Source organism: Pelagimonas sp., assembly GCF_058892305.1.
The window spans coordinates 1-14432 of sequence record NZ_JBZXVN010000029.1; the positions used below are offsets into that span (position 1 = coordinate 1).

Below are 14432 nucleotides of genomic sequence, written 5' to 3' on the forward strand. Positions count from 1 at the left end.
CGGTCTTAGTCCTTTTCGTCTTCCTCAGCGTCATCATCCCCACCAGGGAGGTTAAAGAAGCTGTCAGCGTCCGAATAATCGGCATCGCTTTTCTCTTCTTCATCACGAGTGTCAGAGAGACTAAAGCTTTCCAGCCCTTCCATCGACGACGGCAGACGGGGTTCTGTTTCCATCTCAAGGCTTTGCTCGGTTGAAACCAGTTTGCGGCGCTCATCGTCGCTCATCACTGTGCCCGTGGCCTTAGCAGCCTTGGCAACGGCGGCGTCCAGTTCGGTCTGTCGGCAAAGCCCAAGCGCAACCGGGTCAATCGGCTGCATGTTCTGGATGTTCCAGTGGGTGCGTTCGCGGATCGATTGGATCGTCGGTTTGGTTGTACCAACCAGTTTCGAAATCTGACCGTCGCTTAGCTCGGGGTGGAATTTCACCAACCAAAGGATCGCATTCGGACGGTCCTGACGCTTGGACAGCGGTGTGTAACGCGGGCCACGGCGCTTTTCTTCGTCATGAGCGGCCGGGTTAAACTTGATCTTCATTTTATAAAGCGGGTCTTTTTCCGCCTTGTCGATTTGCGCCTGCTCAATTTGGTTGTTGGCGATCGGATCGAACCCTTTGACGCCAACTGCGACATCGCCATCTGCGATGCCCTGAATTTCAAGCTCGTGGAAGCCGGTGAAATCCGCAACCTGCTTAAAGGTCAGCGTGGTGTTATCCACCAACCAAACCGCAGTCGCCTTGGGGTGCAGCAGCTTTGCCATATTATAAACTCCTTGCGAAATTTGGTCCCGAAATAGCTATTTGCCCCGCCCGAGGCTTGGGCCTTGGGCGGCCCCGGAGGCCGGGGCGGGTTACCGTTGTAGGGAAACTTGCAGCGTATATAGTGCGCGATCCGCCTATATGGAAGCGAAAATGCGTTAACTTGCCAGTGTGGGGACGATCCCGGCTTAGCTTTCCCCCCAACAGAGCATGGACCTGCGCTTCTGCCTGCTCTACCACAAGGTAGAACATCAACCGCCTCAGACGCATAGGGCCGTGGAGTAACGTTATGAAAAATCTAAAAACCTGCCTTGTGTTGGCAGCTCTCGGGGTCTCTCTGGCCTCCGGGGCCTTGGCCAAGGGCGATAAATCGGGCGAATTTGATTACTATGTTTTGGCTCTGAGCTGGTCCCCCAATTGGTGCGAAATCGAAGGCGATTCCAAGCGCTCGGAACAATGTGAAACCCGTCACGATTACGGTTGGGTTCTCCATGGTTTGTGGCCACAATTCCATCGCGGCTGGCCAAGCTTTTGCCCAACGGTCGAACGCCCGCCATCGCGGGGCATGACATCTGAAATGGTTGATATCATGGGCACATCTGGCCTCGCGTGGCATCAATGGAAAAAACACGGCACCTGTTCCGGCCTATCGGCCCGCGCCTATTACGATCTTTCACGCGACGCCTATGAAAGCGTGACGCGCCCCCAAATCTTTCGCAAACTTGACAAAAGCGTCAAACTGCCCGCCTCGGTTGTTGAAGAAGCCTTCTTGAAAGCCAATCCTGATTGGAGCGCCGACAACCTGACCATCACCTGCCGCGATGGTTTCATCTCAGAAGCACGTCTTTGCCTGTCCAAGGATCTACAACCGGTGCCCTGTGGACGCGATGTGATCAAAGATTGCAAACTCAAAGACGCCCTCTTCGAACCAGTGCGCTAAAAGATCGGTATGAGCACCACCGCACTGGCCTTGTGGTTCGCAACCAACGTCGCGGCGTTTGCATGTTTCTATTTTGACAAACGCCGCGCCGTCTCGGGCGGTTGGCGCATTCCGGAAAAAACGCTACTGGGCCTCGCTCTTTTGGGGGGGAGTCTCGGGGCGAAACTTGCCCAACACCGGTTTCGGCATAAAACGCGCAAGCAACCTTTTGCCGCCATCTTGAACCTAATTGTGGTGATCCAAGTGTGTCTTGTTGTTGCTTGGACCCAGCCAAGCCTACGCGACCACATCAAGCAAGCGCTGACCGGCCTTTAGGTCGTCACGCAGCAATGTCTTCAGACAGGGCGCGCAGGGCCGAGATATCCTCGATCCGAACGTTGCGATATTCGCTTGAAACGCCCACCTGCTTGAGACGGCCAAAAGCGCGTGACAAGCTTTCCGGCTTCATTCCTAACTTGCCCGCCAGAATGGTTTTCTCAAAGGGAAGTTCAAGTTCAACAAGCCCCGTCTCTTGAGTTTGAAGCCGCATCAAAAACTTTGTAAGTCGTTGAGTTCCTGTCTGAACTTTCAACTGCTCAATTTGCTCCATCATGCCATTCATATGATGGGAGGAGGCATCCAGAACCGCATCTTGAATCGCCGCCTTTGCGTTCGAACAGCTACAGATCGCTGTCAGATCCAAGTGGAGAACAGTGCATGCGCTCACAGCTTCGGCAGAGGTCTGAGAGATACCATTCTGCAAGGCTGCGACCTCATCAAAGCTTTCCCCGGCTTCCAAAGTTGCCAATAGAGCTTCGTCACCCGAGGGCGAGTTCCGGTATAGTTTGATCCAGCCGTCCAGCACCAATTTCAACGTCACGGCCTGCTCTCCCTGAAGACAAACTGTAGCACCGCGGTCATAGCTGCGCGGTTGCGCCTTGGCCAAAAGGCACTTGCGGACATGCGCCGGCAAGCGGCCAAACAACGGCCCTTTTGCCAAGACCTTAGTCATCTGCGGTGTCATTAATATGCCTCCCTTAGGTCTCTTATCCCTACGTCAGGCAGGCCGTCGTACAAGTTGACATGGATCAACGTTTTCGAAAAGAATCGAAAACAGCCTCACCGCTAACAGCGCATAAAACCCTCAAAATCGCACAATTTTGGCCTTCCCATATGTCTCCAAACCTCTCCCTGTCTAGCCTGCAAATCCTAGGTTGATTGCTAGTACAGGTAGGGAATGAACTTGGCCGTTTTGTCGGAATACGCTTTGAATTCCGCGCCATAGCGCTCCAAAAGATAGGCGTCCAGCGCGGGAATATGATAGAAAACGAAGCCCACTGTCATCAACACCGGGACCACAAACGCCACAACAGAATGGGTCAACAAGGCCCAGCCCGAAAACATCACCGTGTCGCCAAAATAGTTGATGTGCATCGAGTGTGAAAACAATCCCAAGGTGTACGCCCGCCCTTTGGATGCCGGAATTTTCTTCCACGTCCAACGTTGGAGTTCGGACCAGGTGTTGAGCCAAGACCCGAGGAGAATCAAAACAACGGCAAGACCGTCGACCGCTCCAAAGGGGATGGAAAACCCACTCACCGCCCCGCCGCCCAAGAGGGTGAAGCCAATTTCGAAGACAGCCATAAAGGCGGATAGACCCAAAACTTCGGACCATGCAACATTCCGTTTTAGCAATATAAACAATGTGATCAGGTGCCGGGCGAAATACAACGCTGCCACCAAGACCAAGATCTGAGCGCGTTTGGGGTCACTCAACGCGACGCCGCCAAATGCGATCCAAGCGCAAACCGCGACAATGGTTCCGTGCAAGAGGGCAAAGCTGAGCTTCGGGCCAATTGACAACGCGTGGTCACGCGACACACCACCGGATTGTGACATTTCAATTCTCCTTATACGAGTATTACAACCAACACCCACAGGGTGATCAGGCTCAAAATCAATGCCCTGGCCCCAATGGGCACAGCGCGGTTTAAAGGTTCGAAATAGGCGGGCGAAAACTGCCCCTCCGCCGCCTGTGCAACTGTCGTCAACCGGGCGCCGATCTTGATCACCCCCACCAATCGGTGGCCAGACTTACAGCCAAACAAAAATGCCACCTTTTTAGTCCACTCGGTCGAAAACAATTGCCGTATGGACTTTCCCGTATGACTCTGTCAATTCCTTTTTTGGACCACTTGGACGAAATAATGCCGAAAATCATTGATCACGATGCCTACAAACAAGAATTGGCAGGCCGTGCCGCCGTTCTTTTTGCTGAACAGGGCTATTCAGGGCTTGGGATGCGCAAGATTGCCGAGGCGCTTGGCCTGTCGAAAAGCGCGCTTTATCACTATTTTCCGTCTAAAAAGGAGCTGTTCCTTGCTTGCACGGCTGTCGCAACGGCCCCGCAGGAAACACCTGCGCCAACCGGGGCTCCATGCGATCAGTTGATGGCCATAGCAACGGATATGCGCACGGGGTTTGCCAGTGAAATGGCGCTTGTTTTCGACTTTATCCGTGGCATGTCCCCAGCTGACGTCGCCAAAGATCCAGCAATGAAACAGGCCATGTCAAACTACCAAACCACAATCCAAAACATCACCGGCGCCGAGGTCGCGGATGAAATCCTAGCGCTTTTGATTGGCGCGCTCATGCTTGATCTGTTTAGTGGCGGCTCATGGTCAGAGGAAGCCATACGCGCCCGTTTTGATCGGGTTTTGGCTCAGAATTCATAGCCAAACCGCGCGATGTCTTCGGCACATAGCCGCCCCAAAAGGTCGCGCAGTTCGCTATCGTAATACCGTCGGTAGTCGCCGCGTTCCGAGCGATTTTCATGCGGCATGTCCGGGCAAAACCCCAAATGCTCGACAAGTGGCTCGATATCCTGATCGAGATGTTCAAGCCGCAAAAACGCCCCCCGCTCAACCCCATCCACCGTGCGCATATAGCGCCCGTAAGGCCAAGCGATCAGCGTCGACTTCGTCAATCTATGATGCAGAAAATCACGAAATTCCAATTGCTTAGCAATCTGAACTGCTGGGTGATCAAAACCTTGCCCCCGAAGCCAATGATAATAGCTCACCACCCGATCCCACGGATTACGCACCAGCGTGAAACAGAACATCGCGCTAATCGTGTCCACATCAAACGCCCCGTCGATATCGCTTAGGTTCGAGTGTTTCCAAATCCGCCCTTTGGCGTTTAGCGCGTCGGCCCGTGCCCGGCGTTTGCGGGCCTTGGGCGTGTCGCCAATCAAAACGTCGTCGCGATGCGCCCGCGCCTCAAGCGCCAACGCCATCGAGGTCCCCCCGGTTTTGGGGATATGAACAAAGATAAACCGACGGCCGGGCGAAATAATCATACCGTAGTGTAACGTCCTACCGCGCGACACGGAATCCCCTTTTCACGCGTTGCCTGCCTGCGCATAGTGCCGCTACGAAACAGAGGGAGGATCATCATGGGCTGGATGCGTGACGAAACCGGGCTAGAGAAAAATGCCGCAAACTATGTGCCGCTAACGCCGCTTTCCTTTTTGAAGCGCGCCGCCACGATTTGGCCCGATCACCTTGCCGTCGTTTACGGCCCGCATCGCAAGACCTATGCCGACTACATCACCCGCGTCACCCGCCTGGCGTCGGGATTGGCGAAACTTGGCGTTAAACCCGGCGATGTGGTTGCCACGGTCCTTCCCAATATCCCGGCCCAGGCCGAGGCGCATTTTGGTGTACCCGCCTGTGGCGCGGTTTTGAATGCGATCAACACGCGGCTTGATGTCGACACAATCACCTACATCCTTGATCACGGCGAGGCGAAAGTGGTGCTGTGTGATCCGCAATTTTTGCCGGTTGTCGCCGAAGCGATCGAGCAAATGGCCACAACCCCGCCACAGATTATCGAGGTTGCCGACGACATCGCCGGGGTGCATGCCCATGGTCATTACATGGAATACGAAGAGCTGTTGGCCTCTGGTGATCCTGATTTTGACTGGATCATGCCCGAGGATGAATGGGAAAGCCTCGCGCTTAACTACACCTCCGGCACCACCGGGCGGCCCAAGGGTGTGGTGTACCACCATCGCGGGGCCTATCTAAACGCCATGGGTCAGGTGCTAAGCTGGCGCATGACCTTGCACCCGATTTACCTGACAATTGTACCGCTGTTTCACTGTAACGGCTGGTGTCACACATGGATGATGCCCGCCTTGGGCGGTACGGTTGTGTGCTGTCGCGACATCACCGCCAAGGCGATCTTTGACGCCATCGCCGACGAAGGGGTGACCCATTTTGGCGGCGCGCCGATTGTCTTGAACATGCTGGTCAATGAACCAGAGGCCCAACGCCCCGTCGATCACGTTGTCGAGGTCTTTACCGCCGGAGCCCCCCCTGCTCCGGCCACGCTCGCCAAGATCGAGCCGATGGGGTTCAATGTCACACAGGTTTATGGATTGACCGAAGTCTATGGCCCGGCGACCGAATGCACCTGGAATGCCCGTTGGGATGATCTTGAGGGCGATGAACGCGCCGCGATCAAGGCTCGACAGGGCGTTGCCATGCCCTTTATCGAAGAGGTTCGGGTCACCGACGAGGCGATGGATGATATTGACCGCGATGGTCTGGCCAAGGGCGAAATTATGTTTCGCGGCAATGGGGTTATGAAAGGGTATCTCAAAAACCAGCGTGCCACGGATGAGGCATTTTCCGGCGGCTACTTCCATTCTGGCGACATCGCGGTTCACCACCCCGATAGCTATGTGCAAATCGCCGACCGCGCCAAAGACATCATCATTTCAGGGGGTGAGAACATCTCTTCGGTCGAGGTTGAGGCCTGTTTGATGAACCACGAGGCGGTTTTGCTCTGTGCGGTTGTTGCCAAGCCGGACGAAAAATGGGGCGAGGTGCCTTGCGCCTTTATTGAACTGAAAGATGGTCACGACTGTTCACAAGCAGAGATCATCAGCTTTGCCAAAGAGCGGCTTGCCGGCTTCAAAACGCCCAAAGCGGTGATTTTCCAGGAGCTACCCAAAACATCTACGGGCAAGATCCAAAAGTTCGAGCTTCGCAGTTTTGCGAAAACTCTATAAAAAAAACGCCGGGTAGAGGTAGAACCTCACCCGGCGTCGCGTCATATAAATAATGCCTAACATGGCGTCTCACACAACACACTCACACATAGTGAACATGTTGATTTTTTGAGATTCTTGCAAGTTCATTTTCCTTCATCTTTGATGAATTGACGATTGCGAAAAACCAGATCCTGTTTCTTCAAACCTCCTAGTTTGACGCGTGCGGACTTCCAAATATCGGCATTGGCACGAACCGAAATGCCAAATAGCGCGGCGCCATCTTTTACGCGGCCACCCTCTGCCAAAAGGCGCACCAATAGTTTCTCCCGTTCATTGAGGTCTGATCGCTCCCAATCTGGAACAGATTTTGCAAGATTTTGTTTTTTCAATATAAAAATTATTCGATAACCATTTTTCTCGCCGGAAGAATGTTCTAATTGAACTTCTTTGGCGACAAAAGGCTGCCAATTGTGAACCTCGTCGGACAATGGCAAACACGCTACTGCTGCCAGCTTTTTTGGCAAACAGGGGGTCCATTGCCTTGGAAGCTCCAAGAGGTCGCCGGGTGTCGCGCGCACGACACCAAGATCTGATAGGTTTGACGCCGCTTCATTAAGCGAAGAAACGACATAGTTCAGGTCAACAACGATACATGGGTCCGCCATATGTTCAACAATTGAGGGGATCGGCCAATTGTCTGAACGAGCGACAAAAACCTCCCGGCCTGCCGTCCACACTTTGCTCACATCTGGCAAAACCTCTGACAGGCGTTCAATAACCTGCGCACTTTCGCGGGCTTGTTGCGCATCCAAGTATAGGTTGAGCGCGGTCCAACCTGTGTCATCCTGATCGACCACCGCCACAACGCTATCAACAAGACCTTGAGGTTCAAGCCACGACCAAAATGACGTCTCTTGTAGTTTTTTCTGTGGTAAAAACCGGCTCAACGCATAGGGCATGTAGGGAAAATTTTGCGCTTCGATTTGGTTCCACGGGTCACTTGACGCGAATTGGGTCAAAAATGTTTCAACCTCTTGGGGCGAAAAACCGTGAATAAGCGGGCTTTGCCACTCGTTTTGGATCTGAGTGGGGATGATAATTTCCGCCCCCTTGAGGGCGCGTCTTGAAATCAAGGCTTTGGACGCACCGCAATAGTCACACAAAGATCGCAAAGCGGTGTCCCAGCCCGTCGGGTCCAAAACTGTGCGCGACAGTGCTGTCACCAAGTCCGCAGCCACGCCATCTTTCATATAGTCTGCCTTAAAATATTGTCTTGTTAAGAAATAGTGGCAACTAACACGCGCGGAGTAAAGGATGCAGAGAGTTATAGCATCCTCAATGACGTCCTCGTTGGTTAGAAAGTGCACGCCCGTCTCTGACTGAAAAACTTGGACAAAGAAGACAGACGGGCGTGCATTGGGGTGCACTCTAAACTCGCGGAAACAAAATCGCACTCAGCCGCTTTAATTTGCCCAACACCAATACCGGGCTCACCCCAATTCCACTTGAACGGACCGCGATCCAGTCCGCCAATTCCACATTAGTTATTGGCGAAACTGTTCATCGCAATCGCGTCTTCATCAGGATCACATCCCGCGCAATCGCGTTCAAAACCGGACATAGATACGTCGTTTCTCCGCTCGAAATTATCGAATGAGACACACAAATCCATCTGATCTGTGGCCCAACTCGGGTCGGGTGTCGTTGGCGGAGAGCTTTTGGCCTCATCACCGCGAATAACGCGCAGTACAGGCTTGTTCAGCAAACCCTTTGCACCGACAACTTTGAGCTTGTCGCTCATGTTTCCCACTCCTTCACTTTCAGTGCGCCCTGTCAATCAGCGCCCATGTTGCTGACTCAACCGCTGCGCCGTGTGGGCGCAAACAGGCAAGCCATCACAAACCGGTTGATACCCATAACGTTCCGAATACGAATGCCGCCGGACAGTTCCATCTGCCTTGTTGGATTCGATAATCCGGTATCCACACACCAATTCATTGGTGACCCTGTAGGTGTTACCCCGTTCTAGCCACCCGCCGTAAAACGCGGCCCCCGAGGGGTCGCGCATGATGATCTCCACAAAGCCGGATTGCTGCATCTCAAACATGATATCCATAACCGAGGCGTCTTGCAAAGACGGGTCCCCGGCGCGCAACCACTGCGATGACAATTTCGCGCCGATCAAGCTACTGACCGGGTAGGCAAATTCCGACATAACGACGCCGAGAACCAAGGAAACCTCTTCGTCTTTCTCAAAGTCCCGAATATCCGCACCGTATTGCGCGTAGAGTCTAAGAAAGCTGAAGCATTCCGGCATGATCCAATCCCCCATGATCCACTTCCCGGTTTCGCTCGGTCTGTTACTCAGTGTCGTTCGGTGTCGTCGCTCGGGGTCGTTCGCGGCCAGTCGCGGCGTGGTTGTATCATAACAGGCGGGGGGCATCGGATGGTCAATCCTGGGTCAATTTCCGGTCAAATTTCGGTAGAAATTGAAAATTTTTCGCTGCTAACCTTGATCTTGGGCCGTCGGTCAAACGGCCCAAGACACCGAGTCCCGTCCAATTCTATCGGGGCTATCGCAACGCTTCTCTTAAAATGCCATTGCGAACCCGACCGGCACCGACGCGTGCCGGGTCGAGCCCTGTGCCCTTTGACGCCAAACCCAACGCATAGCTTCGCAAATCCAGGCTCGGCGTTGTCCCACATGCTCCGGCCAGCCCGTCTAATATCGCATCCGCCAATTTGCGCGACAGGTTGGCGGTGGCGGCGCTGGTTCCGTTGGCAAGACGCACGGCCCCCGATCCCGTCCCTGCTGCCAACATTGAGCGGCGCGTATCCGACAACTCAACCTCCATCGCAACCAATGGCCCGGTCGGGTCCGAACCAACGGCAGCCGTTCCGGCCCCGGCGGACGAATAGGTCGCCAAGGCCTGAGAGGTTGGGCCGCGCACCGCCGCCGCGACCAAGACCCCCGCCGCGCAGGCATTGCTGCTCATGGTATTGCGCCGCTTGATTGGATCCCCGTCAACGGCCAATGCCTCATCCAAACGCCCGTTTTCCAGACGCCGCTGATGGCTTGCGTGATCCAGATAGGCCTGCCGACCGCGGGCAGGAAACCCGGCCAAACTATCCCCGCGCTCAACCCAAAGCATCAGCCGCTCCTGATCACAAAGGGCCACCCCGTGTTTGGGTGCGAACACCAGACGCCAACGTCCCGCCGGCGCCACAAGGGCATCCGGATCGTCATCTGCCGTTGGACGAATGGCCAATGTAACCCGTGTCCGCGCCTTGCCTGACAGGCCATTTGGCAGCGCGTATTCGGGCATGTCGCGCTGCACATAAATCCTTGCGATGGCGGCGCTTGGGTCGGCCATATCCTGCAACTCACCATCCTCAGAAAGGGGCGCAGGTGGAGAGGCATAGCCAGTGGTCGATGGCGGCACAACTTCGAATTCAAACGGCAACTCAGGATGATCGCCCTCAAGCCAGAACTGAACAAAACTGGGGGCTTTGTCATCCGGCTGTAGGCACAAGAACATCTCCTGCCCTTGGGCAATTTCGCTTGGGCTCAACTCGGCGTGGCAATCGGCCTGAAACGCGTTTCCGGCGGAAACGGTGATCGCTGCGAATTCGCTGCGCTCCAGCCTGAGTTGAAAATCCGCATCCAAAAGCCCCTGCCCGTCATGGCGGCCGCTGTGGTCGCCAAAACTATAGGTCAGCAAAACCTCATGTGGCACCTCTGCATAGATCTGACGCGCCGCGTACCAAATCCAATTCATCGCCGATTTCACATAGATTTCATGCATGAAGCCATTCGTCTGCGCGACCAATTGCGGCGGCAGCTCGACTGCGAGAAGACGGTGACGCGGTGCCTTGGGATCATCCATATCGCGCCCCGCGGCGATATCCAGCATCATGCCACCGTGACAATAGGATTGCGCCAGAGGCCTGTTGCCCGCTGTCCATGACGCCCCCGCAGGATTGGCAATTTCGGAATACACCGCAGCATCGCTGTCCAAGTCTTTGCCAATTCGGCCCAGAAACCCGTCGATCTCGGAACCTGACATCTGCCGTCCAATCACCACGTCATTTGCCGATGTGCCGGTTCCGCCGCGCCCCTGCAACCAAACCGCGTCCAACCGACTAAGGGTTGGCCCTTGACGAAACCGGGCATGGGCGAAGGGGATGGCATGGTCGATGATCGCTGTCACCACCAATGGCCCGCCCTCCGAATGGGGCCCCTCGGACTTTGCGCCCCCCCCCAAGAGGCGGGGGTGCAAGCCGGTCGTGGTTGTACTTTGACCGCCCGCAACCCCCTTGGCTTTGTCACCCAATGCGCTTCCCACAATCGCTGTCGCATCGCGCACATCTAGATAGGCTTGCAAGGCCGCTGGCAAATCAAAGCTGGGGCAATCGGCTTTTTCAAAAACAATGAGCTCATTTGGACCGGTGTCATACCCGTCCGCTCCGGCGTTTTGATCCACATAGAGCCAATGCGCCAAGTCGTGATCAGAAACCTGATACTGTGATTGGCCGTCAAAGAAGCCCTGCAAGTCGGTCAGCGATTTCGCCCCACTGAGGCCCGGATTGGTGTAGATAATGCGCGGGCGCCAGCCATCTCCTGCGCCCTTCGCTTGTGTTTGCGCCAACCAATCCCCCATCGGATCGGCCTGCGTTGATGGCAGGGATGTCCAGGTTAGGGTCATACCCCGGCCCCCGCCTGTGCTGGTGCCTCAACGGCCCATTCCTCGGCCGCTTTGTTCCACAACCACGCCAAAGACGGACAGCAAGGGACATTAAACGCCGCTCCCGGATGCACATAGGCCCCGTCTTGACCGGTATCTTGCGCTCCGGCTTGTGTATTGAACGTGGCCAGGCTGAAATCAGGCGTATCCCCCCCAGTTTCCGGGTCCCACGGGCTTTCGAACCGCAACCCCCGCATCGTCGCAGCGCCGGTGGAGCGCCCGACCATATAGTGGCCCAATGCGGTCCCAAGGCTGGCTCCGGCAAAGGTATCAATCGGGTAATGCACCCCGGCCACGGTCCGGTTTACACCAACACGGGCGGCCTGCATCTGCATTTGACCGCGACGGGACACACGCCCGCTTAGCCCTTGGGCGGCATCCATATGGTCAACGATCCCCGCCAGCACTTCGGACATAGCAAACGCCTCGGTCGCATGGCCGCTGGGAAAGGCACTATGGGCAGGCGTGGTGATCATCGGCTGCATTTGCGACGAAAGCTCAAACGGACGGCGGACATTCATCACCGCCTTAAAGCGTTTTTCAATTTCGATCACCGCGCCAACCGCTACAAACAAGAACTCGATGGTCCATTTGTGCCGCTGGGGATGAAGAGAAATCGTCTGGCCGATGACCGACATGATTTCCCCAACCTGCGCATAGATTTCGGACGCCCGATCTAGGCGTAAATCGGCATAGGCGGCAATAAAATCGAGTTGCTTGTGAAACTCGCCCATATGCGGGCGTTTTACACCTGCAATTAAACCACCAGTTGCACGATCAGACACAGAAAGCTCTTCTGCCCCCAATTCAAATTTGATTTCAGAAAATAATTCGGACTGAATTGCGGAAATACGCACTCCTGTTTCCATAAAGGCCAAATGGTCCAGGGAATTGAATGGCAAATGATCTGGAACGATTGCAGGAGGCTCGTAGTGCCCGACAATTCCGTCGCGTGCCCCAATCAATGACCCAGAAGCCGCGGCCGAAACCGCCTCTGTTGTCAAGGACTTACCTCCCCCACCGGAACTTGCCATCGAGGCCATGCTCGCCATAGAAGCCATAGATGCCATGCTGGCCATCGACGCCATACTTGCCATTGTGTATGAATTCGTTCCCATTGATCAAATCTCCCTTTTTCCCAAGCATGACCAACCCCGATTTATTGTTTTAGGGTGATCCGTTTAAAAGGATCGGGCCGGAGTAGGGTTTGGGTCAAGCTGTGACGAGATTACCCCTGCGGTTTTGACCGATTTTTGACGGGCGCTAGGCAGAGTTGCTTTCCTTTGCTAGGGTCAATATTGAAACGATTAAATGGTTTGAAACGCCCCATGCGCACCCCGCAGGCACCTTTGGCAAAAGCGCAATTGTTCGGCTCCTTTGAGGTCCGGGCGATGGACGGGCGTGATCTTACCCCGCGCAAAAGCGCCAAGGCACAAGGTTTGCTGGGACTGCTGTTGTTGGCCCCGAATATGTCGCGCTCCAAAGAGTATCTGATCGACAAATTATGGAGCGATCGGCAGCCTGTGCAGGGTGGGCGTAGCCTCAAAAACGAAATCTACACGATCCGGCGCCACTTCGGCGATCTGCGCGAGTTGATACAAACAGAGCATAACACCGTCAGCCTCAAACCCGGAGCGTTTTTGCGCGATATTGATGCTCCTGATTTTCGCCCACCACAGGGCGCGACGCTGTTGGAAAGCAGTTCCATCCGCGACCCGGAATTTGTCGACTGGCTCGAAACGGAACGACGCGCGAGTGAAAAGCTAAACGAGCGTAAACCGGCCCCTATTCTTGTCATTGACGCGCCACGCGACGCCGCCCAATTTCACAATGACGCCGTCACAAGCGCCTTTGGCCAAACGCTTGCCGATTGGTGTGCCATCCGGATTGTCACCGCAGATGACGATGACCCGGACTTCAACATCGACCAAGAAACCTCCTCTGGGTTCTGGCTCCGCAGTTCGTCCGCAAATGGCGCGTCGCAGGTGGCCACAAACCTGCGCATGTCGCGCAGCTCTGACAAACGCCTTTTGTGGAACCGAAGCGAATTGCTTCCTGTGGATCCCACCGATTTGTTACAAACGCCCCAGATGCACCGCTTGGTCAATACCAGCGTCGATCGCACCGTGTTCAACCCAAGCGCCCCTGATCGCAACTCCTCGGAATTGCGTTACTTGGAACGTGGCACCTTGGGGGCGATCCGACTAATTTTTCGGAACCAAAACAAAGACCTGGAACTTGCGCGCCACCAATTGGCCGTCAACCACGAGGCGCAACCAAGCGGGGTTTTCCTAGCATGGTCGGCGTATATCCTTGCGTTTTTCAAAGGCGAGCGCATGGTGGCCCAAGAGGCATTGCGCGATGAAGCAGAGGATTTAGCCCGCCGCGCCTTAGAGCTTGATCCCTATAACTCCATGGTTCTGGCACTGACCTCTTACATTCACACCTATCTGTTGGATGATCCGGCCTATGGGTTGGACCTCTCGGCGCGGGCGATTGAGGCCAATCGCTCCAATCCACTGGCATGGAGCTTCCGCTCGGCGGCTCTTTATACGCTTGGGCAATTGCCCGAAGCGATGACCGCCGCCAATTTCGCCCGGAGCATTTCCGGCGACGGCCCCTATCGTTATGCCGTCGAAACTTTCTATTGCATCGCTGCCGCCAAATCCCATCGGATTGACGACGCCATCCGCGCCGGTGAGGCGTCTTTCCGGCTCAAACCTGATTTCCGCGCTCCGCTTCGCTATTTAACCCTGCTCTATGCCTACAAGGGGGAGACCAAGAAGCTTGACCGTTTGGTCACCCACATGCGCAAGGATGAACCGGACTATTCGCTTACCAAACTGATCCACAACAACAATTACCCCTCTGAAATTCTTCGCAGCACCCGTGTTGCCAATGAATTGATTGCCGCTGACGGAAATTGAGTTAACGTTCAAATCTGCGGCCTCTG

At 55.0% G+C, this 14432-nt stretch carries 14 protein-coding genes; 5 read left to right on the plus strand and 9 right to left on the minus strand.

The features are described 5' to 3' along the window. Positions 1-5: 5 nt before the first annotated feature. Positions 6-755: a DUF1013 domain-containing protein gene (locus AC5EFR_RS11575; RefSeq protein WP_493575965.1), complete on the minus strand. Its 750-nt coding sequence runs from the start codon at positions 753-755 to the stop codon at positions 6-8. A 287-nt stretch (positions 756-1042) separates the two neighbouring features. Here AC5EFR_RS11575 and AC5EFR_RS11580 point away from each other — a divergent pair, with 287 nt between their 5' ends. Next, on the plus strand, positions 1043-1693 hold the full coding sequence (locus tag AC5EFR_RS11580; protein ID WP_493575966.1) for a ribonuclease T2 family protein: 651 nt from the start codon (positions 1043-1045) through the stop codon (positions 1691-1693). 9 nt (positions 1694-1702) lie between these two features. Continuing rightward, entirely contained in the window at positions 1703-2008 is a 306-nt protein-coding gene (locus AC5EFR_RS11585; protein ID WP_493575967.1) for a DUF1294 domain-containing protein, read from the plus strand. A gap of 4 nt (positions 2009-2012) precedes the next feature. On the opposite strand, the gene AC5EFR_RS11590 is transcribed toward AC5EFR_RS11585, so the two are convergent. Further along, complete coding sequence (locus AC5EFR_RS11590; RefSeq protein ID WP_493575968.1) at positions 2013-2696, minus strand: Crp/Fnr family transcriptional regulator; 684 nt, start codon at positions 2694-2696, stop codon at positions 2013-2015. Positions 2697-2893: 197 nt separating this feature from the next. Next, the gene (locus AC5EFR_RS11595) at positions 2894-3571 is read right to left on the minus strand and encodes a methyltransferase family protein (RefSeq protein ID WP_493575969.1); all 678 of its coding nucleotides are present in this window, start codon (positions 3569-3571) and stop codon (positions 2894-2896) included. A 308-nt stretch (positions 3572-3879) separates the two neighbouring features. Here AC5EFR_RS11595 and AC5EFR_RS11600 point away from each other — a divergent pair, with 308 nt between their 5' ends. After that, positions 3880-4407, plus strand: coding sequence for a TetR/AcrR family transcriptional regulator (locus AC5EFR_RS11600; protein ID WP_493575970.1), 528 nt, complete (start codon positions 3880-3882; stop codon positions 4405-4407). On the opposite strand, the gene AC5EFR_RS11605 is transcribed toward AC5EFR_RS11600, so the two are convergent. Next, positions 4395-5063 carry a sulfotransferase family 2 domain-containing protein gene (locus AC5EFR_RS11605; RefSeq protein ID WP_493575971.1) on the minus strand — a complete coding sequence of 223 codons (669 nt, stop codon included), beginning with the start codon at positions 5061-5063 and terminating at the stop codon, positions 4395-4397. The two genes, AC5EFR_RS11600 and AC5EFR_RS11605, sit on opposite strands and share 13 nt — an antisense overlap. Before the next feature lie 66 nt (positions 5064-5129). Between AC5EFR_RS11605 and AC5EFR_RS11610 the strand changes: the two genes are divergently transcribed. Beyond that, positions 5130-6752, plus strand: coding sequence for an AMP-binding protein (locus tag AC5EFR_RS11610; RefSeq protein ID WP_493575972.1), 1623 nt, complete (start codon positions 5130-5132; stop codon positions 6750-6752). 125 nt (positions 6753-6877) lie between these two features. Here the strand turns inward: AC5EFR_RS11610 and AC5EFR_RS11615 are convergent, their stop codons facing one another. From AC5EFR_RS11615 to AC5EFR_RS11635, 5 genes are all read right to left on the minus strand, one after another. Beyond that, positions 6878-7693: a hypothetical protein gene (locus AC5EFR_RS11615; protein ID WP_493575973.1), complete on the minus strand. Its 816-nt coding sequence runs from the start codon at positions 7691-7693 to the stop codon at positions 6878-6880. Positions 7694-8274: 581 nt separating this feature from the next. Further along, entirely contained in the window at positions 8275-8535 is a 261-nt protein-coding gene (locus AC5EFR_RS11620; protein ID WP_493575974.1) for a hypothetical protein, read from the minus strand. A gap of 36 nt (positions 8536-8571) precedes the next feature. Then, positions 8572-9066: a hypothetical protein gene (locus tag AC5EFR_RS11625; RefSeq protein WP_493575975.1), complete on the minus strand. Its 495-nt coding sequence runs from the start codon at positions 9064-9066 to the stop codon at positions 8572-8574. 241 nt (positions 9067-9307) lie between these two features. Continuing rightward, a complete protein-coding gene (locus tag AC5EFR_RS11630) occupies positions 9308-11440 on the minus strand; it encodes a hypothetical protein (protein WP_493575976.1) in 2133 nt (710 codons plus the stop codon). Continuing rightward, positions 11437-12576, minus strand: a complete 1140-nt coding sequence (locus AC5EFR_RS11635; RefSeq protein WP_493575977.1) for a phosphatase PAP2 family protein — start codon at positions 12574-12576, stop codon at positions 11437-11439. Before AC5EFR_RS11635 ends, AC5EFR_RS11630 begins: the two co-directional genes overlap by 4 nt. Before the next feature lie 231 nt (positions 12577-12807). Here AC5EFR_RS11635 and AC5EFR_RS11640 point away from each other — a divergent pair, with 231 nt between their 5' ends. Next, entirely contained in the window at positions 12808-14406 is a 1599-nt protein-coding gene (locus tag AC5EFR_RS11640; RefSeq protein ID WP_493575978.1) for an AfsR/SARP family transcriptional regulator, read from the plus strand. Positions 14407-14432: the final 26 nt, after the last annotated feature.